The organism is Chryseobacterium sp. UNC8MFCol (assembly GCF_000482305.1).
In the GTDB taxonomy this organism is placed as follows: Bacteria; Bacteroidota; Bacteroidia; order Flavobacteriales; family Weeksellaceae; genus Chryseobacterium; species Chryseobacterium indologenes.
The window spans coordinates 93,250-117,229 of the sequence record NZ_AXUZ01000015.1; the positions used below are offsets into that span (position 1 = coordinate 93,250).

Annotated in this window: 13 protein-coding genes; 6 read left to right on the forward strand and 7 right to left on the reverse strand. The window is 37.0% G+C overall.

The genetic code is table 11. The features are described from left to right. Positions 1 to 13: 13 nt before the first annotated feature. Together M030_RS0109795 and M030_RS0109800 are read right to left on the reverse strand one after the other, a co-directional pair. Complete coding sequence (locus M030_RS0109795; protein WP_027373346.1) at positions 14 to 3,622, reverse strand: response regulator; 3,609 nt, start codon at positions 3,620 to 3,622, stop codon at positions 14 to 16. A 4-nt stretch (positions 3,623 to 3,626) separates the two neighbouring features. Continuing rightward, positions 3,627 to 5,102: a response regulator gene (locus M030_RS0109800; protein WP_027373347.1), complete on the reverse strand. Its 1,476-nt coding sequence runs from the start codon at positions 5,100 to 5,102 to the stop codon at positions 3,627 to 3,629. Positions 5,103 to 5,299: 197 nt separating this feature from the next. Here M030_RS0109800 and M030_RS0109805 point away from each other — a divergent pair, with 197 nt between their 5' ends. After that, positions 5,300 to 5,917, forward strand: coding sequence for a Crp/Fnr family transcriptional regulator (locus tag M030_RS0109805; RefSeq protein WP_227533059.1), 618 nt, complete (start codon positions 5,300 to 5,302; stop codon positions 5,915 to 5,917). 287 nt (positions 5,918 to 6,204) lie between these two features. On the opposite strand, the gene M030_RS0109810 is transcribed toward M030_RS0109805, so the two are convergent. Together M030_RS0109810 and M030_RS0109815 are read right to left on the reverse strand one after the other, a co-directional pair. Beyond that, positions 6,205 to 6,813 (reverse strand): ferritin-like domain-containing protein, encoded by a 609-nt coding sequence (locus M030_RS0109810; RefSeq protein WP_027373349.1) that lies wholly within the window; start codon positions 6,811 to 6,813, stop codon positions 6,205 to 6,207. Between the two features lie 74 nt (positions 6,814 to 6,887). Next, positions 6,888 to 7,700, reverse strand: coding sequence for a KGG domain-containing protein (locus M030_RS0109815; RefSeq protein WP_027373350.1), 813 nt, complete (start codon positions 7,698 to 7,700; stop codon positions 6,888 to 6,890). A gap of 660 nt (positions 7,701 to 8,360) precedes the next feature. On the opposite strand from M030_RS0109815, the gene M030_RS23960 reads away from it, so the two are divergent. The 3 genes from M030_RS23960 (at position 8,361) to M030_RS0109835 (ending at position 10,020) form a co-directional block, all read left to right on the forward strand. After that, entirely contained in the window at positions 8,361 to 8,810 is a 450-nt protein-coding gene (locus tag M030_RS23960; protein ID WP_034722401.1) for a ferritin-like domain-containing protein, read from the forward strand. 164 nt (positions 8,811 to 8,974) lie between these two features. Beyond that, positions 8,975 to 9,466: a DUF421 domain-containing protein gene (locus M030_RS0109830; protein ID WP_034722428.1), complete on the forward strand. Its 492-nt coding sequence runs from the start codon at positions 8,975 to 8,977 to the stop codon at positions 9,464 to 9,466. A 92-nt stretch (positions 9,467 to 9,558) separates the two neighbouring features. Beyond that, positions 9,559 to 10,020, forward strand: a complete 462-nt coding sequence (locus M030_RS0109835) for a PA2169 family four-helix-bundle protein (RefSeq protein ID WP_027373353.1) — start codon at positions 9,559 to 9,561, stop codon at positions 10,018 to 10,020. A 159-nt stretch (positions 10,021 to 10,179) separates the two neighbouring features. On the opposite strand, the gene M030_RS0109840 is transcribed toward M030_RS0109835, so the two are convergent. Beyond that, positions 10,180 to 10,779 (reverse strand): DUF4142 domain-containing protein, encoded by a 600-nt coding sequence (locus tag M030_RS0109840; protein WP_027373354.1) that lies wholly within the window; start codon positions 10,777 to 10,779, stop codon positions 10,180 to 10,182. A 68-nt stretch (positions 10,780 to 10,847) separates the two neighbouring features. Continuing rightward, positions 10,848 to 11,195 carry a VOC family protein gene (locus tag M030_RS0109845; RefSeq protein ID WP_027373355.1) on the reverse strand — a complete coding sequence of 116 codons (348 nt, stop codon included), beginning with the start codon at positions 11,193 to 11,195 and terminating at the stop codon, positions 10,848 to 10,850. A 160-nt stretch (positions 11,196 to 11,355) separates the two neighbouring features. Between M030_RS0109845 and M030_RS0109850 the strand changes: the two genes are divergently transcribed. Together M030_RS0109850 and M030_RS0109855 are read left to right on the forward strand one after the other, a co-directional pair. Next, entirely contained in the window at positions 11,356 to 11,652 is a 297-nt protein-coding gene (locus M030_RS0109850; RefSeq protein ID WP_027373356.1) for a hypothetical protein, read from the forward strand. 531 nt (positions 11,653 to 12,183) lie between these two features. Continuing rightward, positions 12,184 to 13,020, forward strand: a complete 837-nt coding sequence (locus M030_RS0109855; protein ID WP_027373357.1) for a M12 family metallopeptidase — start codon at positions 12,184 to 12,186, stop codon at positions 13,018 to 13,020. A 652-nt stretch (positions 13,021 to 13,672) separates the two neighbouring features. Here the strand turns inward: M030_RS0109855 and M030_RS0109865 are convergent. After that, complete coding sequence (locus M030_RS0109865; protein WP_081806319.1) at positions 13,673 to 23,980, reverse strand: SpvB/TcaC N-terminal domain-containing protein; 10,308 nt, start codon at positions 23,978 to 23,980, stop codon at positions 13,673 to 13,675.

Below are 23,980 nucleotides of genomic sequence, written 5' to 3' on the forward strand. Positions count from 1 at the left end.
GAATTTTATCTGTTTAACTTTCATATAACCAAACGCGAAGTAATGACAATAACTGATCAATATCCACCGGCTTGGAGATATAATCTGAAGCCCCTGCAGTGATACATTTTTCACGTTCGCCGATCATCGATTTCGCCGTCACTGCTATAATTGGCAAGCGCTTATAGGCTGGCATCTTCCGGATTTCTTTTATGGTATCGTAGCCGTCCATTTCCGGCATCATCATATCCATTAAAATCACATCAATATCAGGGTTTTGCTGAATCTGCTTAAGAGCATCTTTACCATCCATGGCAACAATGACATCAACTTTGTACTTTTCGAGTGCTTTGGTTAACGAAAAAATATTGCGGACATCATCATCGGTAATCAGGACTTTTTTCCCGCTCAACACTTCGGTTAAAGATCCTAATACTCTTCCCGAATTATTTTCAGGGGAATTATTTTTTTCTTCCACCAAATGTAAGAATAAACCTACTTCATCCAGGATTCTCTGGTATGAATGTGCTGTTTTTACGACGATAGAATCTGCGTATTGTTTTATCTTCAGTTCTTCTTCCCTGGATAGGTTTTGTCCTGTGAAAATAATAATCGGAAGGTTTTCAAGTCCTTCATTACTTTTTATGGATTCAATAACCTGATATTCGTTTCCTTTTGAATTTCCGATATCCAGAATGACACAGTCCACCGCATCGGAGGTTAAGGCTTTTACGCTGTCTTCGACATTGTGTTCCACGGACAAAGAAATATTAAAGTTGCTGAGGAAATATGACAGAGCACTGGCATGTTTAGCGTTTTCTTCAACGATTAATACTTTTTCAGGCCCTTTCTTAAGGGCATCTTCAATTTTTCTGAATACATCCGTCATTTTATCGAGAGCAACCGGCTTATTGATAAAATCGACAGCGCCTTTCATCAGACTTTCTTTTTTGAGATGCAGTACAGACATCATATGAACGGGAATGTGTTTGGTAGCAGCATGAGATTTTAGCTCATCCATTACCTCCCATCCGTCTTTTACAGGAAGCTGAACGTCAAGCAAAATTGCATTCGGCTTGTACTTCTGTGCTGCAGACAGTCCATGGTCTCCGCGTACAACGACAATTCCTTTATAATTTTGCAGATGGGCATATTTTAACAGCGCTTTTGCAAAATTGATATCATCTTCAATAATCAGAATAACTCTGTCGCCATCCTGGATATGGTCTCTGTCATCGGCTACATCTTCAGGAATTTCCGGAGAATTCAGGTGAAAATGCTCTGTATCTTCATCTCCGAGAATATGCTGAATTTCTTCTACATCTTCGCGGATGATCTCTACCAGATCCTGATCTGTCTCGTTGTGAACAATTTCGGTAACGGCATGTACCGGAATGATAAAACTGAACTCACTGCCTTTGTTAAGTTCACTTTTCAAAACCAATTCTCCTCCAAGAAGTCTTGCAATTTCTCTGCTGATAGACAGTCCTAAACCGGTACCTCCAAATTTTCTTTTCGTGGATCCGTCTGCCTGCTGAAAGGCTTCAAAAATGATTTTTTGTTTATCTTCAGCAATTCCTACTCCCGTATCTTTCACGGAAAACATAATAAAATTGGCTTTTTCAGCATGCTTTCTGATATGTAAACCAATGCTTCCCTGCGTGGTAAATTTCAAAGCATTGGACAATAAATTCCTCAATACCTGATCAATTCTTAGACGGTCGCTTTCAATTACCTTCTGAACATCAGAATCGATCTGAATATTAAACTGAAGTGCTTTTTCCTGAAATACAGGGTTGAAAAGGCTTTTTAAATCTTTTACCACTTCCTCAATCACTACATCCTGATATTCAAGGGTCATTTTACCGGATTCTATTTTTGCCAGATCAAGGATTTCATCAATAAGAGTTAATAAGCTTGTCCCTGAACTTTGAATCACATTGGCAGATTCAATCTGGTCTTCATTAAGATTCTTATCGGGATTTTCGGCCATCAGTCGGGATAAAAGCAGAATCGAATTGAGCGGAGTACGCAATTCATGGGACATATTAGCCAGGAATTCGGATTTGTATTTGGTACTCAGGGCCAGCTCCTCCACTTTTTTCTGAATTTCATTATTACGTTCGGCAATCAGGTGATTTTTCTCTTCCAGTAATCTTGAGCGTTCTTCTAATTCTGCATTGGCCTGCATCAGTTCTTCCTGCTGCACCTTTAATTCTTCCTCTGAAGCCTGAAGTTTCTGTGTCTGTGCTTCCAGTTCGGTGTTCAGGTTTTCAAGCTCGGAATGCTGAACCTGTAATTCTTCGGATTGTGCCTGGGTTTCTTCCAGTAACTGTTGTTCTTTTTCCCTGCCTTTTGCAGCGTTTAGAGCAATTCCTATGTTGATGCAACATTCTTCAAAATAACTGATTCTGTCTTCGTCAAAGTTGGATGTGGATCCTAATTCCATTACGCCAATGGCATGGCCGTCTGCAAAAACAGGAATTAAGAGTATGCCGTAGATCTTGATAGAGCTGCTGGCAAAGGTTACGACAAAATCTTCCTGATGAAGATTGTTATAGACCTGTGTTTTAGCATTCATAAAAGCCTGGCCCACCATTCCTTCTCCCGGCTCAAATACCTTTTTCATATTCGCTTCTAGTCCAAATGCTTTATTAAGCTTCAGAAGACCTTCGTCATAAAGGTATAATGATCCGTTAATACACTTTCCGTAGTCGATAAGCTGGCTTAGCGCTCTGTCTGAGACTTCTTTCACCGATTTGTTGCCCACAAGGGATTCATTCAGTAAAGCAAGGCCTTTCTGGCGCCAGTCGCTTTTATTTATTTTTTCAAAAGAAGCTTTCAGGGATTCAGTCATATGATTTAAAGACTCTACCAGGTCTCCCAGATCATCTTCGGCATTATCAACTACTTTTTCACTATAATCGCCATTGGATACCCTGTTGGCAATTTTTTGGATAGCGCTTACACGCCTTGTCATTTCCTGATCTTTATCCCTCAGTATTTTTTCAAGCTCATCCCTTCTGATAAGGTCTGCCCGCATTTTAAAGTAGAAAAATGCCGTCACTACCACTGCTGCTAAGGCCGAAAAAATGATAAAAAGAACAGTTGTATTGGAAGATCTGCTTAAGTCTTTATTCTTGAATTCAACCTGATTTTCTTCGTATTGTATAAAATCACGAACCAGCTTACGGCATTCATCCATATATACTTTACTGCTGATGATCTGCTGTTGGGTCATTATAATACCTCTTCGTCTGTTTTCAACGAGATTTTTCAAATTATTCATTACCTGACTAACAGCTGTTTTTAAACCGGTAAGTCTTTCCTGCTGATTTTTATCCTGTACGCCTAAAGATTCAGCAAGCACCAACGCTTTTGAATATTCTCTTACTCCCCGTTTATAAGGTTCCAGGAAGTCTTCACGACCGGTAAGCTGATATCCTCTGTTTCCGGTTTCAGCATCCAGCAGAGCAACCAAAACATCTTTTACAGCCGTTACCGAACGTCTGCTTTTGGAAAGACTTTCCCTGTGATTCATCTGATTTTGAATACTCCAATAGGAAGCCACTGAACTTGCTATTAAGATCAAAAGCGAAAGACCAATTCCGACCTGGAGGTTCCGTATAATTTTTTTTGGCATAAAATCAATTTAATGGTAAGGTAAAGTAAAAGGTAGAGCCTTCATTAATAATACTTGAAACTCCCACACTTCCGTGATGTTGCTTGATAATTTCAGAACAGATAAACAATCCGATTCCCATCCCCTGGAATTGCAGTGAAGATTCTTCTACACGGTAGAATTTCTTAAATACGGCTTCCTGTTTGAAGTCAGGGATACCGATTCCAAAGTCCGTCACGTTGACTCTTACTTCCTGGGCTTCCTTATCCACAAAAGTAGTGACAATCACCTGGTTATTATTGGGAGAATACTTGATGGCATTGGTTAAAAAGTTGATAAGCACCTGTTCGATCCTGATTTCGTCAAGCGGAATCAATATATCCGGTTTTACACCATGGCGTTCAATTTTCACTTTATTTTCATCATGAGTCTGAAGAATGGTATCAATTGCATTACTGATGACATTTTCGAGATTAACCGGTTTTTTATTAATTTTCAGCTTGCCGTTTTCAATTTTGGAGACATCGAGCAGATCTGTGATCAGCGTATTGAGTTTTTCAATCTGATTTTGTGCTTTTGCTACGAATCCTGCCTCTGAACTGTCTTTATCCAATTTCAGTTTCCTGTCAAGTAGCTGAATGTAAGCTTTAATGCTGGTTAAAGGTGTTTTTAATTCATGACTCGCAATGCTTAAAAACTCGTCTTTTTCCTTCTCGGCCTTCTTTTGCCCGTCAATATCGGTGAAGGTTCCTACCCAGTTTTTAATATGGCCTTCATCATGCACCGGAGTAACACGAAGCAAATGATATCTGTAATCTCCGGAACGTACATTTTTAATTCTCACTTCCAGCTCCAGAGACTTTCCTCTCTTTCTGGCTCTTTCAAACTCTTCCAGAATGTCTAAATCATCGGGATGAGTTTTGGGAAAATGTTGCTCGGAATCTGAATAGTCGTACCATTTGCCATTAACAAAATCAATGTTTCCATCTGCCTTTACGGTAAATGCGATCTGAGGAAGAGATTCCAGCATCAGATGAAAATGGTCAAGCTGAGACTTCATTGTCACCTGGGATTCCCTTCTTCCTTTTACTTCAAGCTCCAGGTTCTGCTGCGTTTTTTTCATCGCAATATTCTGTTCCTGAAGGTTATAAAATGTTTTCACCTTCAGCAATAGAATTTCAGGATCTACCGGTTTTGTCACATAATCTTTAGCTCCGGAGGCATAACCCCGTGTTATAAATTTTTTATCTGTATTAACGGCAGACAAAAATATAATGGGAACTTCTTTGGTTTTACTGTAATCAGCCAGCGTTTCAGCTACTTCAAAACCATCCATATCCGGCATCTGAACATCTAAAATAATCAGAGCGTAGTTATTTTTTAGTGCTTTACCAAGAGCCTCTTCACCGGAACCTGCTGTATCTACATGGAAATCCTTAGATTCAAGTAACTTTTGCAATGAATACAGGTTACTTTGGTTGTCATCAACAATTAAAATCATAGAAGTTAAAATCAATAATTAGTTATAGCTAATTTAGCTTCAAAAATACTGACAATATTTCAAAAAACAGTAATTTTTAAATTATTATGAATAGGCATTTCATACCACATTTTGCAATAAAAATATGAATGGCATAAGGATTGAAATTGTTTACTGTAATTTTTAGAAAAAATTTTATCTCCGGAAAAAATACGACTATGAAAAAAACAATCAGCTGCATGAATATCGATGAAAATATTCTTCGATCATTTGGTGGAGAAAACATCAGATTTAAACCGAAAGAGTTTATTTACAAAGAAGGTGAGCATTCGCTTTATTATTTTCAGATTACCAGCGGAAAAGTAAAGCTGAATACATTTCATGAAAGCGGTAAAGAATTTATTCAGAATATTCTGGGCAAAAATCAAAGTTTTGGAGATCCGCTTTTGTTCATCGACAGGCTTTATCCTACTAATGCGGTAAGTCTGGAGACTACGGAACTCATCAGAATGCCGAAAAGTAATTTTTTGCAAATGCTCAAGGAAAACCCTGACATTTCTCTGGAAATGAACGCCTGCTTATCCCAAAGACTGTATTACAACAGTCTGATGGTACGCCATATGGCTTCTTCGGATCCGGTTCATCGTTTACAGGGTCTGATGGAATATCTGAAAAGCTATTATGACAAAGATTGCCAGCAATGCTTTCCGGTAGAGCTCACCCGCCAGCAAATCGCTGACCTTACGGGCTTAAGAGTGGAAACAGTAATAAGGACCATCAAAAAAATGGTCAATAATCAAACGATAAAACTTGACGGACGGAGGATTCTTTATTAATTTTTGGAGTGGATCATTGAATTTACTTCATCATTCTACTGATCACAGAACAGAAAGCTAAGGATAAAATAGGTCTTGTAGTCAACGAGAATGACGTATGGATTTTAGATAATAATACCGTATGTCATTATTTCCGTCTTTTCTGCATTCTTTTCTTCCTGTGAAATAATCTTCCATAAGATGATGTGTCTGGAATATTGTATAGCCAGTTTATGCACTCATTTAATCCGGGATCATATAAAAGTAAACCACATATCGTATGAATATGTGGTTTACTTATATGAACATTAATCTTCCTGCTCTGCTTCAAAATTGATATAGTTTTCGGCGATTTCGGTAAGATGTTCATCTGTATCTTCTTCTTCCACTAATGTTTGTTCCAGAAGATCTGCAGCTTTGTCATATCCAAGGGTAAGGGCAATCTGAACGAGCCCTCCATAGGTTGCAATTTCATAATGTTCTACTTTTTGTGCTGCGATTATCAAAGCAGCATCGCGGGTCATTGAGCCGTCTTCTGTAGATTTTATTATTTCTTCCCCCTCTTTGATAATCCCTTTTATTGCTTCACATTCTTTTTTCTCAGCTTTTTCGTCGAGGATTTTAAATACTTTTTCCAATCGGCTCACATGTTTTTTGGTCTGGAGCTGGTGATCTTCAAACGCATCCTTTAATTCTTCTGTGGTAGCTGCTTCCTGCATTTTATCCAAAGCTTCTATAATGGCATCTTCAGCAAAATAAATATCTTTTAATGCTGAAAGGAAAAATTGATGAAGACTGGAATTTTCATTTGTTTCAGTATCTGTCTTGGCCTTTGTGGCTGAAGGTTTCTTGGTGGTAGCAGAAATGCTTTCCGATGCTCCTGTTATGCTGTTGGTGTCTAATATTTTCGTTGCCATAATATTAATAAATGTTGTATGAATTAAAAAGATTACCTCTTTATAATGGGTAAAGAGGCAATCTTATAAATGGTTTATGAATTGTTACGTCTGCCGCCAAAACCGGATCTTCCTGACCCTGATGACCTTCCGCCTCCGTGGGATGCCTGTCCGCCCATTCTTGCAATTCTGGTACGTTCTGCTTTACTCATAGATGCAAAACCTCTTCGTGAAGTACCGTTACCTGAGTTTGAACCACGACCTGAACTGTTACCGTTACCGGAACCGGATCTTGAACCTCCTCTACCGGAGTTTGAGCTTCCTGAATTTGATCTTGAGCCTGAACCTGATGATCTTCCACCTCCATGAGAGGCTTCCCCACCCATTCTGGCAATTCTTGTACGTTCAGCTTTGCTCATAGATGCAAAACCTCTTCTTGAAGTACCGTTTCCTGAAGAAGATGATCTACTCCTGCCGCCTGAACGTGAGCCAGAGCCAGAACCGGATCTAGAGCCAGAACCCGAACGTCCGCGGGAACCTCCTCTTCCTCCTCCGGAAGTAAATCTACCCTGGCTGTCTCTCTGCTGATTTCCATTTCCTCTGTTTCCACGGCTTCTTCCACCCCGGTTATCATCGTCGTCGTCGTCGTCATCATCGTAATCTTCGTCGTCATCATCATAATCGTCATCATAATCTTCGTCATCATCGTAATCTTCGTCGTCATCATAATCGTTATCGTAGTCGTCATCAAAATAATTTTCATAATCTGAGAAATCATCATCATAATCTTCATCTTGAGATGCATCGTTATACCCATGATCATATCCTAATTGATAAACTTCCTCAAGATTACTTGATGAATTTGACCCTCCTCTTGAACTGCGGTTTCTTGAATTTCTAGTGTTCATAACTGAATTTTTTATATTAATATTTAGTGATGATTATTGCCGGCCGTGACTAGTATTAGACAGCAATAACAGTTGGATGTTCTATCATTATTTATGTAATGCCCGACCTTATGGCATTTTTCAAAAAGACCGCCGAAAAGAAAACTACACGGTCTTTTATATTTAGATTAATGATGTGTACGTAAATACTCCGTAGACAACATAGGTATTATAAGTACTTTCATAGTAAATAAATTTTGTAATGTGTATGAGTCAAAGGTAGAGACTTCAGACCTCACGCTTTATGATTACTATCATAATAATGATTTATTTTTCACACATATACCACAAAAACTCATTTTTAACATAAAAATTAACATTATGATTGTACTCATAATGCATAAAATACATTATCAATACATTTGATATTACTAAATTTTCATCATTACTTTTTGTTCTAGCACTGATAAACCCTCCTTTTCCGGAGGGTTTATTATTATACAACTCACCCTGATATATCGGACTTATGATCACGATCATAGGCTGTGATTTTAAAGTTCTGTAGCTTTGATATTCATTGATATTGCAGCTAAGCTTTCGAAAATACTTATATAGGGATTACTGTCGACCAGATGATACAGACAGCACTACAATCCATTAAACACCTTTAAAATAAATAATATGAACAATGAAAAAACAGTGTCAGTACTCAATGATTTACTGAACATTACCAACGACAGGATTGAAGGATTTAAAAAAGTGGAAGATAAGGTATGGAATACCCACACATCACTAAAAAGCGACTATGATCAGATGGTAGCACAATCTCAGGTTATGAAAACTGAACTCATCAGGCTCATCACTGAACGCGGAGGCAATCCTGATAATACGACAAGCACAGCTGGTGCATTACACCGAGCATGGATTGACGTAAAGAATTCGTTCTCCGGCGATAAGACTGAATCTACCTTAGAAAATGTAGTTTTTGGAGAAAAAGCAGCGATTAAAGCCTATGAAGACGCTTTAGACAGTGGTGATCTTTGTCCTCAAAGCACAACGGTAGTGAGTGATCAGCTTCATCATCTTAAATCTTCCTACAGAAAATTTGAAACCCTGGAAGAAAGCAAATAAATAAGACTTACAGAAAAAAATACGTGAGCCGTGATACAGCTCACGTATTTTAATCAATATCTTAAACCTTAAAAGTTTATAATTTTTGAAGTCTAAGATGATTTGTGATGGTATTGACAACCTCCAGCTTCCCTATTTCTAATTTTTATTTCAAAATTTTGCCTATGTATATTCTGGAAAAAATTTGGGGTATAGGAACTTCATTAGATACCGTTCAGATGGGAACTCGCGGAATTGCTGTGTTTATCATTGCGCTATTGCTAATACGGGTTTCCGGTCGCAGATCTTTTGGAATACGCTCCCCGTTGGACAACATTATTGTCATCCTGCTTGGCGCCATTCTAAGCCGGGCAGTTGTTGGCGCTTCTCCCTTTATACCTGTGGTCTCTACCTGCCTGGTGATTGTATTGCTGCATCGTTTCATAAGTTGGCTTAAAATAAAAAAAGCATCTTTTAACCATATAGTAGAAGGAAAAAAGATATTGGTTTTTAAAGACGGACAATTTTTATTTTCCAATATGAACAAAGCCCTTGTATGTAAAGAGGATATTTTACAGGGTATCAGAAAATCAGCTTTAACTGACAATCCGGAACTCGTCAAATATGTTTATGTAGAATCTACCGGAGAAATCACAGTCGTAAAGAAAAACGTCTAAATGATTATATAACAACATAATAAAGTTATAAAATAATATTACAGCTACTACTTTATTTATATTCAGAAAAAAATCCCATTAAAAAAAAACATATGGACAATCAGAAAAACATATCAGTACTCAATGATCTGCTTCATATCATGAATGACAGAATTGAAGGTTTCTCAAAAGTGGAAGGAAAAATCTGGGAAATGTACCCCGATATCAAAGATGATTATGACCGGATGATTTCTCAGTCCAAAATTATGAAAAACGAACTCATCAACCTGATTATCGAAAAAAAAGGAAGTCCCGAGGATTCTCCTTCCATCAGTGGTACTGTTCACAGGACCTGGATTGACATTAAAAATTCATTTACCCTAGGCAACCTGGAAAATTCTACGTTAGAAAATGTGGTATTTGGTGAAAAAGCAGCCATTGAAGCCTTCCAAAATGCAATAGACAGTGGAAATCTTAGTGAAAAAGACATCAGCATCGTCTCTGAGCAACTTCATCAGCTGAAGCAATCTTATGATCAATTTAAGAAAATTGAAGAATATAAAAAGAAAGAATAAATAACCTGCCGAAAAGATACGCCTCATTGCCCGGATATCATTCGCAATATAGCATAAGAACTCCCCTTAGAAAGAGGAGTTCAATATTTGATATAAGATAATATTCAGGGAATTCAATAATAAAAAGATATTATTGACTCGACACATTATAAAAACACATTATTTCACGGCAGCTTTAGCCTTTTCTGATTCTTTTAAATGATGTTCCAGTGTCGGAAGGGTTTTAGACGCAAAGAATTTCAGTGCCGTTTCTGTACCTTCAGAAGCTTCTTTTTTAAATTCTTCTATATCTTTTTGGTGGTCCGACACCATAAGATCTGCATAAGCCTTATCGAAATCTTTACCTTTTTTAGCTTTCAGGTCATCATACATTTTTTGTTTCTCAGTATCAAGATTTGCCGGTAAATTATAATTTACTGTGGATGCCCACTTTTTGAGCTCATCATTAGCCTGAGTATGATCCTTAACCATCATTGCTCCTAATGCTTTTACCGCTGGATTAGAAGCATTGGTTTCTGCCAGTTTGCCAAGCATAACTTCCAGCATCCCTCCTTTTGCAGCATCATCTGCAAATTCCTTATCCTGATCGCTGAGAGAATTGATTGTATCAGTTGGGGTTGAGATCTTCGTCGAGTCACTTACCGTCATCCCTGATTCAGCTGATGGAGATACAGTGGTATTTCCGGAAGACGGGGTTTCGTTTTTTTTGCAGGCTACCAAAGCGGCCACAGCAAAAATTGCTACAACAAAATTTTTCATAATAATAAATTTAAAGTGGTGATTTTTAAATACTTCTATTTAAATCAACAATTAATCTGCCAAACTCATCAAGCTTGTACTACGCAGAAAGAATTTCCTTCCGGATCTAGCAACACCACATAATCAGCGTCCTGTTCATAATTCCAGCCTTCCATTTTCGTTGCTCCGATATTCAGTAAACGTTTTACTTCATCTTTTTGATTTTCAGTAATGAGATCCATATGGTGTCTTCTAGGTTCGTCTGAAGCAGTCAGTTTCAATGACAACTGCATACCCGGACCGGAAATGGGAATCAAAATTGCAAAGTCAGGTTCAGGATCATATTTTAATCGATAATTTAAAGCTTCCGACCAAAAGATAATCGCTCTCTCGAGGTTTTTTACACCCCAGACTATTGAAAGAATTTTTAAATCCATATCATTTAATTTTAATTTGTTTTAAAAGACAAGTTAACCCTCACAATTGGAGAAAAAAAAATAATACAAACCCGCTGTGATTTATTATGCTCATATAATTGTAGAGAATAAATAGTGAATTTTGAGTCATTAAAATTTTTACACCCTAATTTAATATTATATGAAAAATCTGTTCTTATCCATTATTGCTATGTTTTTTTTGATTTTGGCATGCAAGAAAAATGACACACAAAACAATGTGTCTGTTACCGATTCAACCACAGTGCAGAAAAGTTACACTGATTCTGTAACTCCTACGCCGCAAAATTCTGCGGACAGTACAAGGGCCAAAGATAGTATTAACACCAAAACCCACATAGGAGGCAGAAAAACCAGTAATAACAACACAGGAAATGCCAGTGGTAACATCAATGCTGCGGTATCTGACAGTGCGCATCCTCAAAACAAGAGTAAATAAACGATCACATGTAGAGCATAAATAAACTAAAGAATCAAGATATATATTTATTATTTATAGGCTCAAGCACAAAATAAAGCCAGAATTCTGAGAATTCCGGCTTTTTATCTATACATAGTGTTTTGCTTAATCGGTTTTCTTAATAAAATTCATTTGCTGAGCAGTCTTTATTTTGAGAATTATCCATATTTTTTTCTTCATTTTTGGATAATTAAAAATAGTTGTACTCAGTAAAATGTAAATTTTATTAATCAAAACCTTCTTTTTGAACAAAAAAAAATTGATTTCACTTCTTTTTTCAGAATCTGATTTTATACTTCTCTCTTTAGTGATATCTCCCTACAGAAGAGGATTCAGAGACGTGTAGTATGTATGTAGATGTTAACTAAAAGTTAATTTACAAAAAAAAATTAAATGTAAAAATGATTTTTTATTATAGATTTGAATAAGAATAATGAAATTATATCGTTATTTCATTGTCAATTATATTAAGATTTACCCACACATTTAACTAAATAAAACATTACAATTATGGAACTACACAAGAAGATCCTGTTTGGATCATTTATTTCACTTGCTATGATAGCATGTAATACTAATGAAAATGTAGAAGAAAAATCCGCGGAGGCACAAAATGTATCAGAGCTGCAAGCGGTACCAAAAGCAGATATCCCCGCAGGTTTTGAAAATACACAAATGTGTAAAGATGTTTATCTTCCGGGAGAAGGTTATATTCCCGGAACGGCCTCTAAGGGAGCAGTCGTTACCAGTAAAAAATGGCCTAACGGTACTGTTCTGACAGTACTTCTGTCCGGTGGTACTACCAAGGTACGCAATAAAGTAATGCAATATGCACAACAATGGTCACAGTATGCTAACATTACTTTTAAATTTGTCACCAGTGGATCGGCACAGATTCGTGTCACTTTTACATCCGGAGCAGGCTCTTATTCATATATCGGTAAGGATGCTCTTAATATTGCATCCAATAAGGAAACGATGAACTTTGGCTGGTTCAACGACAATACAAGTGATACAGAATTCAGCAGAACAACGATCCATGAATTCGGACATGCTTTGGGTATGATCCATGAACACCAGCATCCTTTGGCGGCTATTCCATGGGATAAGCCAAAAGTATATGCCTATTATGCAGGATATCCGAATTACTGGACTCAGGCTCAGGTAGATAATAATCTTTTTGCAAAGTATTCCACTTCACAAACACAATATAGTGCTTACGACAAGTTGTCAATTATGCACTACAGCATCAGCTCTGATCTTACTACAAACGGATTCAGTGTAGGAAACAATACGGTTTTATCTGCTACCGATAAGCAGTTTATTGCATCGGTATATCCGAAATAAGAAATCAATTTAGTCAACTATTGGTCTACCTTGTGTATGCAGGGTAGGCTTTTGTGTTTGTATAATTGAAAAGATAAATTCATGGTTTTAAAATCACCGACAAACGTTTTATTACCAAAAAATCAAAGACTTTTTTATAACTTTAAAGTAAACAGCCACTGCAATTGCAGTGGCTGTTTGTTTTGTGCCGCACGATTTTATCGTGTGGAGCTAGCATTTTTCTTTATATCATATTTTCTTTGCAAGTCTTAAAAAAAATCTACATATACAATACAATATAATTAAAGTTGGAATTATAAATATTAGCATTAAAAACAAATTACTGTTCTTTTGGATAGTTAATAATATATCTCCTTCTTGAATAAACAAAATTGGAAAAAAAGATAATAATGAATAAAATATTAAAAAGATGTGTAAATTTTTATTTATGCTTTTATTAGTAAGTAAAAGTATTATACTAACCATATCAATAAAAATTAACATTACACAAAATATAAAATTATCTTCTTGCCCCGAACTTTCCAAATCATTTGTAAATCCAACATTACGACCATTATTAATCTCATACATTAGACCTTTTGTAAAATACAAAAACCCAATTAATGTAAAAAAATGAAATAAGATTATAAATAAAAAATAGAATTTCATAAATTTATTTTTTGTTTCGTTCTGCATCAGATTTAAAATTTAATTTTCCGTTTAGTGCATCTTTAATTGCTCCCTGATAATTTATAGATCTTTTTGAGACTCTATTTCCTCCTTGTTTGTCAATAGGTAAATTATCTTTTAATGACTTCTTTCCGGCATTATGCCCAAAAGTTACTTCCTGTACACTTAAAGGTCTTCCAACATATTCTTCCATATCCTTAATATTTTTTCCAATATAATCAATTGACATTTTAGGATCTTCTAAAGATTGAATTGTCCAATCAATATGTTGCTGGTTTTTGATATCTAATCCCATTCCTTCTTTATTATCCAATTCAATCGCTTTTTGTACTTGAATTTCACCAAGCCCTAAAGAGGTTGTCTTGTCAGCCTTTAAATACTTTGAGTAAATATTTGCAAGACTTCCTCTTACACCAGCTGATTTCTCTTGAAAAATAATACTTGCAATAGCTTGGCTAGAAATGTTATATTTTTGGGCTGTCTTATTTATATCGCCTCTATATTGTTTTATAGTTTCTAAAGCAATCGCATTATCATTCAAAACCTCCATAAATTTAGATTGCTTTCCGTTTGGATCTACAAAAACAATCGGGTTCTGATACGTATATGTATATGGGTTCAGGTTCCCCCAAAAATATACACCTCCATTGTGTTGCCCATCACCATAGAATTCTTTCTCCATGACAGGATTATGCACAGCCAGCGGATCCACTCCATACCAGATACTCAATCTCGGATTATAATATCTTGCTCCATAATAATACAGTCCTGTATCTTCATCCAATTCCTTTCCATTGAACTTGTATGGATTGTTATAGGATCCATCCATTTGTTCCAGCATAGTTTCTCCGAATGGTAAATTTAAGAAAAATTGTGTTGTATCCCCGTGAGAGTTGGTTACAAAATTTGCTGTTCCCAAATGATCTCCATGCAGATAATATAAACCTGTATGTTGATATTCCTCTCTTAGTTCAACAGAGACGTTTCCTCCTAAATCCGTTTTCTCAAGATACGTTTTAAAATCTGCTTCTGCATCCGCTTTCTTTTCAGGTTTATCTCCTGCTGTTCTATTAGTGTATAAAACGGATGGATCTTCAAATCTTCTGGTATCATCGATTAATCTGCTTGCAAATCTTTTTGAACCATCATAATAATGTTTCGTATACTGACCTGAGGAACTCACTGTTATATATGGATTCGGATACAGTTTATAATCAATCAATCTTAAATCATCGATACCTACAGGTGCTCCGTTCTGGTAGAGCTGCGCCGGAACTTCCAATCCGTATTTAATTGCTCTTTCCCCTTTGTCATCATAGGTATAATACTGATAGACTCCTGTATTATCATTATAGAATGCCCGCATACGGTCCTGCTCATCCCAGAACATTTTTCTTGTTCCGTTCGGATCTTTATGCTCAATGACATTTCCATTGTAGTCATAACCAAATAATTCAATATTTCCGGTTGAAGCGTCATCTACCCTATCAAGTTTATGAGTACTATCAACATATTTATAATGGTTTTCATAGGTATTTTCAGCTACAACAACCTGGTCTCTTTCGTGATGCTGTCTTTTTCCGGTAATACCTCCAACATTATTGTAATGCATCTCAAGTTCATACGTTGACTGAGCAAAATTAGAAGTAGGTATCGGTTGATTTTCACCATCTAAGATGATTTTCCTTGTTCCTGTTCCAACCAGCCTGTTTAAGGTGTCATAACCGAATTCGAAATCAAAGGCTCCTCCCATACCATTCCCCTGAGGATTTGCAATGTTTGTAATTTTAACAACATTTGAATACTCATCATATTTGTACTTATTCTGCAACATTTGAGAAGACGGGCCATTTAGATTATAATAATCCAGTCTCCTGTTAGCGGAATTGTATCCGTATGACTGAGAAGTTCCGTTACCGTAAGTAATTGCTAAACGCTGATCAAAATAATCGTAGTTGGCATTGTTTATATAGATTTCTCCGTTATTATTATTCACAGATTTAAGCATTCCGCCTTTATCATAATGGTAAGAAACAATCTCATCATCCGGGTACTTGATTTTCGTAATACGGTTCCAACTGTCATAGTTAAATGAAGTTTTAAAATACATCTCAGGGATATGATACCCTCGTATCACTCTTACTTCCGAAAGGACTTCACCCATTCTTCCGTACGTATATTTTGTACTTCCTGAGCCTTCGTCTTTAATACGAAGTCTTCCTGCATTATTCCCCGGTGTTGAAGGATAATATTCGTAGGATACATTGTTTGGATTGGGATCGCCGGATGGCAAGTCAGGTAAAACAATTCCCACCAACCTGTTGTAATCATATTTATACTGGATAAAGTGTGTACTGATACCAGGATCATTAATCAGGTTATCAGTTTCTAATTTCACCAGATTTCCGGAAGGATCATATTCATAAGTAGTTCTTCCTTTATCAGGATGTTCCTGCAGAATGCGTCTTCCGGCAAGATCATAAGAATATCTTGTTTTAATTCCTTCGGGATCTCTTACCTCGACAAGTTCACCAATTGTATTGTACCCGAATAGTGTTGAAAGCGGCGTAGAGTCCAGATAATCATCTTTCTGTACTATTTTTCCTTCTGCATTGGTGTAGGTTTCCGATTTTTGGTTTGATGTCTCCTGTGTTGTTTTGAAGAGTTCATTATCAATACCATAATTGGTTTTTGTTGTCACACCATCTTCATCTGTAAATGAAACTACTCTATCCCGGCTATCATAAGCACTATTCGTAGAAGCACCATTACTTGCGGCATTCAAAGCCTGATTCGTCAACGCTTCCATTACAGGATGGTATTGTTTAACTGCTCTTCCCAGATCATCATACACTGTTCTTCCTGATACTGATCTTGATTCATATCCGGACCATTCAAAATCTTTTTTCGTTTGTACAATTCTTCCCAGGAAGTCAGAATAGGTATCTGTCATGATGGTATTACCTGAGCTGGCATATTCCGGATCGTAATTGGAAGTAGAGGCTCTATACAATTTTATGGCAGAATCGCTATTGAGAATATCTGCATGATCAAACCAGTATCTATACTTTACGGTCGGAACTGTAGCTCCACTGGCTATTTCATTTGGTCCCATGATCGTTCTCGTTCTTCCGAAACCATCATAGGTAAAGACCATAGCATTTCCTCCTGTATCAACTTTTCTCGTTACAACATCGAAAAGCGGGTTATATGTTGCTGATGATTTAATATTGAAAACATCTTTAACCTCTGTCACATACTTGCCTGTTACGGCATCATCATAGGTATAATTAATTGAATACCTTTGTACAGCGCTTGTGTTGCTGTTTTCCGGATAGGTAACTTTTATAATGTTTCCTGCATTATTGTAATTGACGTCGGTAATGATATCAACAGATCCGTCAAACATTTTATATCTTCCCACATCGCCGTTGCTCAAATTGATATTTTCAGCACTTCTTTTTCTTAATAATTGCGAATTGGTAGCTCCTTCATACACCTCAACAAGGGTAGGAACTCCAATAATATTATTATCAATAGCCTGATATGTTATTCTGGTATTATAAGATGTAGAAGGGCTTGTATACTGATACTTTTCAACAAGGCCTTTTGTGGTATAGGTAAATTTTTCTTTAGTAACGATACTTCCCCCGGATTCATAAGCTGTTTTCACTTTTTCATCCAGTAAAGCAATGGCCATTTTTCTCCCTTCTCTACCTCCACTGTCATAGTCAAAAGGTAGATCTGAGCTTAGATTGATCAGTGTCGTACTATACATAAATTTTCTCAATTTGTAATTATACTTCACATCAGATAAATAGCTTCCATTCCCACTTTGTACGGTACTCTGCTTAATTAAACCATTTAACAAATAAGTATTATTAAAGTATAAATCAGTAGAGAGTCTTTCCGTTGAACCATTATTGATCTCTTTTTTAATGACTGTATCAAACCCGAAATCTTCTCTTTCTCTTCTATCATATTTCCTGTTTCGGAACTCATATCTGGTTTGCATTTTAGACCCGCTCTCCGTTGTATAACTTTTTGAAAATGCATCGGGATCTAAAATGCTGATGTCTTTTACAATTAACTTAGCATGTGGATTGTCATAATTTGCTCTGGAGATCTGGTAATCCATTACGAAGGTTCCTTTTGAGAAGGAATTAGTAATTGTTTTTAATTTGTTTGTTCTTCCTATTTGTGAGTAATTAACGATAAATCCACTGTTTGTATCCTGAACTAAATCTGTAAATCCGTCACCATTCATATCCCTGAATGTTTTTCTTGTTTCGGTAACATTCATTCCCAGGTTTACATTGGCACCACCTCCTGCTTTAATCCAAAGAATCAATACAACGACAGGTGGAATAAGGGTAATGGGCCCCATGTTGAACATATAGTTTGCACCGAAAGAGAAGGATCCGTTATATGATCTGGTTTCGTCAGAAAAGTCAATATTTCCTCCGCTTTTTATCAAAGGCATTCCGGTATCGAATTTATTTCCAAGGTTGTACCTTACTGTTGTCGCACCGTTTGACGCAACCTGAAGAAGATCAATCAATCCGTCTCCGTTTATATCTTCGTATACCACATCCGCAGTTCCTATTGAGGCTGAAGCACTTACACCAGCACTAATCCCAAATCCAAAACTTGACAAAGCCCCCAGATTGGCAGAAGATCCAAGCCCTCCACCCAAAGAAATACTAGCACCAGCTTTTGGGTGAGAACGATAAGTAAGGATATTTGGATAAATTGAGGCTCCCCCTAAGCTTTTGCCCAAATTTAAAGCAACTCTCATATATTGGGTATTCCCTCCCGTTACCCTGTCAGGAAGCCCGTCTCCATTAATATCCATCCAGAATGATCCGCCTGCATCATAAGAATCATAATACTGATTAAGGCTGGCACTTACCGATGCACTTCCGGACCATGGAATTCCGGTATCAGGCTGTGTGGAAGTTCCATTACTGCCATGTGCTCCGATTCTTCCTGTTACTGAGAATGCATTATAAGAGAATCCGGCAGAGTTATTTTTTTGATAACTTAAAGACTGGGTTGGCTCTCCGTACGAATTAACCTGGATATCTTCCAAACTTCCTGTAGCGTTGGTAAATTGCATCGATCTCGGATAAACTATATCAGGATATCCATCACCATTCATATCAGAAAATGTCTGATTTTCTACGCTATAATCAAGGTCGGTTATCGAGTTTCCTCCACTCACAGGACCTAAGCTTCCCCCTTGTGTTTTATTTCTTGCCCTGCTTCTTTGATCTTTGTTGATAGCCTTCATGGTAGTATCTACAGAAAGCTGACCTGAAACATATGTTGTAGGGACTGCCGTTGGTACGGTAGGAACCGGATCAATAAAATAACTTACATTGTCGTTAGTACTGAAGCCACCACCTGATGAATTTTGGCCAGGTGCCGAACCTGCCCAAACCTCCATTTTAAATCTACCGACTCTTGTAAATGCCGGTTTCATCAATATTACAGATGAGAAAATTGCATTATTACCTGCATTGGGGTTCGGTGTTTCATTTAAAATACAATTTACCAAAGCATCGTGATTATTAGCAATACTCGGATCTTGGCATGCCGGATATGTATTCTGATTCGCGGTTGGCGTATCAAAAGCTCCATAATTAATAGGCCACCCATACAGATAATCTGAAAGGTTACCCGCTTTGTACACAAATTGCCCCCAGTTATTAAAAAAGAAAGATTTTGTATTATACATTGCAGTATTAACAGCTGTAGCAGTAGTAGTGCCATACAAATTGACATTATCATAATATACATTAAATGGTCTTCCTGAAAAGTATTCAGAATATTTATTAAATAATGCATAATCTCCTCCTGTTTTACAGTATACCGCTACCGTTACCAAATGACTAGTATCACCTGGAAAAAAAACAGATTCTCCTGTATAAAATACAATAGGATTAACCCCAGAGACAGGTTGGCCAGCTATCATATCTTCTTCAATAAGAGTATTATTGGTATGAGAAACAATAACCCTTCTTTTAGCAAGAACCTGGTTTCCTTTCTTGATGATATAATAGAATGAGCCTGTTCCTAAACTGGAGAAATTGGTAACATTTTTATTAATCTGGATCCCAAAATTATAGCTGCCGCCTAGTAAAATATTGTGTGGAACATTGTTGATATCCAATTGGGGTTCTAGTTTTGTAACAACAAAAGATGGATACTCTGCAACGCCCTGCCAATTAGCAGTCGCACTGCCAGTACCATAATTTACGGAAGCGATATAATTGACCGTGATATTATTCCAATTCGCACCGCCAAAATTGGTAAAAGAATCAGATTCAACAATAAATCTAAGATAAACAGGTTCACCTGCATTTACTGTTAGATTTAATGTATGAGCTTGTGTTACAAGATTCGATTGATTATAAATCTCAGGAGTAATTAAATCAGTAATGGTTCCTGAGTTAACCTTTTCAGTTACCACTCTGAATTTTACATTATCAGATAAATAAGGGAATGTAAAGGACGGTATAGTAATAGCAACAGTTCCGGGAGCATCCAGAAGAATCGGTGCAGAGGCATTGTTTAGTAAAAAATTATTGCTGTAATCTCCGTTATTTAATAGAAACTGATCCTGAGACAATTCAGTTGTATTGAGAATATCATTACCATGTTGATCTACATAAGTAATGACAGGATTTGAATATACAGGAATATCCTTAACTGTATTTTTATGTACTCTCACATAAATCTTCTCTCCACTTTTTACAAACAATCTATCAGGATTATTGATACCATTCGGAATAGCATAATTAGAATCTACCTCAACGGACTGCATTTCAGAATAGAAGTCATTGTATTTGTTGATTACAATATCCTGGATACCGAACGTTGAACGAATTTTCTTTAAATATATTCTGGTATTCGTAAAAGTATCTGTTGTTCCACTCATCGGAGTAGGATTTTTTATCTCGACACTATAATACATTGAGCCAGACCTATCAATCGGGCTTGATTCTATTGAAACAGTATCCGCAAACCTGACATACCCATCTTTTGGTGCTACCCATACTTTTACAACATCATTAATATCAATCAGGTTTTTTACCGGTTCCTCAGGGCAAGGATACGGATATTGTCCCGGATCTCCACACTCTCTTACCGGAGCCTGGATTGCCTTTGCTTTTACTACCATATTTTCTGTGTACTCAGAATGCTGAGTCATTTCAGATTTTCCGGAACTGAATCTGTTGAACCATACCTGTCCATCGTTGACAATATCCATAAGACCATCGGAATTGGCATCAATCAGATAAGTCTTTGTGGTACCTTGAGTTGATGATCCGATTTCAGATTTGCTATAAACCATTGCTCCCATATCCCACCCACTATTACTGGTACTGGTTTCTGTGTAATTAAAATCACCTCCGGTATAATTTCCGATTCGCTCAGATTTATTAAAACTCAGATTTCCTGCATCATCTAATTTCCCGGTTCTCAGGTACAACCCATCATCAGGAACCCTGTAGATCATATCCTGGATACCATCTCCATTGAAATCTACCAACTGCTGAGCATTTCTTGCTTTTGCCTTCGAGCTTCCAAACGGAAAACCAAACATCAGATGTCCATAAGGATCACTTGAAGGTGTATAGAAATTTAATCCCGCGGCAATTCTGGCGTTAAATCCGGTTTCAGAACTGATGTTTCCATTAATTTTAGAAGGAGTAACTAAAGATCGTACGAATCCTGAATACGCTTCTTTATCATTCTGGAGACTTATTCCGGTATCAGGGCCAAAGATTCTAACATTTCCCTGCGCGTCTTTTACATCATCATAGTATTCAAAAGTATAGCTGTCTGAAATTTCGTTACAAGTAGGCTCAATACCACCAGGACCACCGCCTCCGCCGCCGGTTCCGTCATCCATATCTCTTTCTCTGCTTGCAGTGCCTGTATTTTCAGTCTTTTGGGTTTCCGAATCTTTACCATCACCGGCAGATTTTGCAAGAGGAAGCGTTGTAGAACACGGATTATTCGGGACAATATAAATTCTCTTTAAAAGTGTTTTAAAGAACTCGCCTTCCATGTAATCCATTTTATAGGTTCTTACCAGCTCGGTTTTGTATTTTACCTCAACACTTTTTAGCAAATAAGGTTCCGATCTTATCATCCCCTGTTTTGCATTCGTAGTCACATCCTGTCTGGTAATGCTTGCTTCTTTGTTGAAGTTGACCGTATAATCTTTATTTTTCCCGTAAGCGATCTTCTTAATCTGAAAAAATGTCCCACCGCCTCCGGATTCATTATAATAGGTAAACTCCATCGTATTACCATGGGCATCTTCTACCATTCGAAGTCCCCAATGGGCAATACCGCTTCCTGAATAAAGCACAGCGTCTGATGAACCTCCATAATATCTTTTGGTTCCGTCGGTAGAGGTCACTTTCCATGTGTAATTATTGGGGCTCGTTCCTATTCTTTCAATAAGGGTAAAGTCATGGTTCTTTCTTAAGTAAAATTGCTTTACACTATTATTGCTGTAAGAAGTTCTTAGCTGCTTTTCTGTAGTAATGGCTGCATTGTTTTCACTTACATCATTATGCCTGTGAGGAAGATATTCGTTGGGATATACGAGCATCTCACCATCTAAAGAATATAACTCTGTTTCCTTACCTCCGTCAAATACCGGTGTGCCCCATCTGGCATCAACCGTGATGGCTGACAAACCATTGATATTCCAACCATCTCCCATCCATCCGTTTCCTCCTGCACTGGTGTAGCCAATCGATAGTGAAGGTTGTAATCCTCCAATCCCTGAAGGTACACGGATTGGGTAATTGGCACTGGCATCACCTTTCTGTGTTGCTGTAGGCACTTCCATCAATTGTAGGCCCGCTGTTGGATCAGCAGCTTTCAATCCGCTAATGCTTGTTGGAGCAAACGCTTCCAGTTTTGAAGATTCCGGAACCGAGATCACTCCATTAATATAATCGGTGTCTCCTTTTGTTTCAACAGTAACGACTTTTTTATCGGTGTCAACCTTACTTGTCGGGTCAACACGCCATTTTTTTGTGGTGTAATCAAAATAAAAAGCCTTTAATTCTTTTGCTGACCTTGCTCCTAATTTCTTTTCATCATAAGGGAATGAGAAAGTCATCATTTTTGTAAGTTCTCCCAGCTTGTTTTCTAAACGATAGGCTGTAGAATTTGCTGTCATGTTTTTAATCTCCCCGGAAATGGCCGGATAATCTTTCTTTCTTAGTTTAAGAATCTGAACACCTGCAATATTTTCTACTGAATTTTTTGCAATCGAAAGTGTTGCCTTTTCATACACCTCCGTATGTTCCGTATCTTTTGAAATACTGATAACAGCGGGCATATATTTTTCTTCACTCAACGTCTTGAAAGAAGATGTATTTTCAGGAATTTTATATTCTTTAACTCCGGTTGAGCCGGCAATCCTAACAAAACCTTTTGCTTTATCAGCTTCTGACAATTCAATTAAAGTTTCATATTCACCTTTTACAGATGTTATCGATTTATCATTAATATGTACTGATCCGTTTTCAACACCTTTGATGTAAAGGTTATTGCCTGATAATAATGATGAAACATGATCTGTTGATGTAAAACTGTTCTCAAAAACAATCTTTACATTTTTCACCTTATATTTTACGCCATTCAAAGAAGAAGTGAACAGGATTATATTTTTTCCTTTTTCTAATGAATGTAATGGAATTTCTTCTTTTTGACTACTCCACTTGCTGCTTGCCACAATAATATCTCCACCAAAAGCAATATTCTTATTGATTGATCTGGAAACGGAATGGTAAGAATTCAATCCGAAAAGATCATACACCAGGTATGCTTTTACATTCTGTTTCCCTATTTCAGGAATGGTAATGGTAAAGAAGTTATCCTTGGCATTATCAGATTCCTCATCGGAAAATTCTCCGATTGTTCCCTGTTTTTCTTCGGAACTAAAAATGTGTTCCACTTTTTTATGGTCCGGAAATATAACTTTGAATGGAGTTTCTGCCTTTGTCTCCTCCTTATTTTCCTTTTTAATGATATCAGCATTCTTATGTTCAGGATTTTTATGTTCTAAACTTTCTGCTGAATCTGTATCCGTTGGTTTCGAATGATAGACATATTTTTCCATCATGCGAAGTTTAAAGGACCGAACTTTCTGCCGGTCTTCTTTCGTAAAGCTCGCAAATATGAACATACTTGCAAAAAAGCATACGAAGAGCACTGATCTTTTTGTAAAAGACTCTCTGTTAATATGTATTTTCAT

What these genes read in the sequence shown, in the direction of transcription:
- M030_RS0109865 (WP_081806319.1), bottom strand. Translation starts at nt 23,980, where the DNA reads ATGAAAATACATATTAACAGAGAGTCTTTTACAAAAAGATCAGTGCTC.
- M030_RS0109805 (WP_227533059.1), top strand. Translation starts at nt 5,300, where the DNA reads ATGAAAAAAACAATCAGCTGCATGAATATCGATGAAAATATTCTTCGA.
- M030_RS0109845 (WP_027373355.1), bottom strand. Translation starts at nt 11,195, where the DNA reads ATGGATTTAAAAATTCTTTCAATAGTCTGGGGTGTAAAAAACCTCGAG.
- M030_RS0109830 (WP_034722428.1), top strand. Translation starts at nt 8,975, where the DNA reads ATGTATATTCTGGAAAAAATTTGGGGTATAGGAACTTCATTAGATACC.
- M030_RS0109835 (WP_027373353.1), top strand. Translation starts at nt 9,559, where the DNA reads ATGGACAATCAGAAAAACATATCAGTACTCAATGATCTGCTTCATATC.
- M030_RS0109800 (WP_027373347.1), bottom strand. Translation starts at nt 5,102, where the DNA reads ATGATTTTAATTGTTGATGACAACCAAAGTAACCTGTATTCATTGCAA.
- M030_RS0109795 (WP_027373346.1), bottom strand. Translation starts at nt 3,622, where the DNA reads ATGCCAAAAAAAATTATACGGAACCTCCAGGTCGGAATTGGTCTTTCG.
- M030_RS0109855 (WP_027373357.1), top strand. Translation starts at nt 12,184, where the DNA reads ATGGAACTACACAAGAAGATCCTGTTTGGATCATTTATTTCACTTGCT.
- M030_RS0109815 (WP_027373350.1), bottom strand. Translation starts at nt 7,700, where the DNA reads ATGAACACTAGAAATTCAAGAAACCGCAGTTCAAGAGGAGGGTCAAAT.
- M030_RS23960 (WP_034722401.1), top strand. Translation starts at nt 8,361, where the DNA reads ATGAACAATGAAAAAACAGTGTCAGTACTCAATGATTTACTGAACATT.
- M030_RS0109840 (WP_027373354.1), bottom strand. Translation starts at nt 10,779, where the DNA reads ATGAAAAATTTTGTTGTAGCAATTTTTGCTGTGGCCGCTTTGGTAGCC.
- M030_RS0109850 (WP_027373356.1), top strand. Translation starts at nt 11,356, where the DNA reads ATGAAAAATCTGTTCTTATCCATTATTGCTATGTTTTTTTTGATTTTG.
- M030_RS0109810 (WP_027373349.1), bottom strand. Translation starts at nt 6,813, where the DNA reads ATGGCAACGAAAATATTAGACACCAACAGCATAACAGGAGCATCGGAA.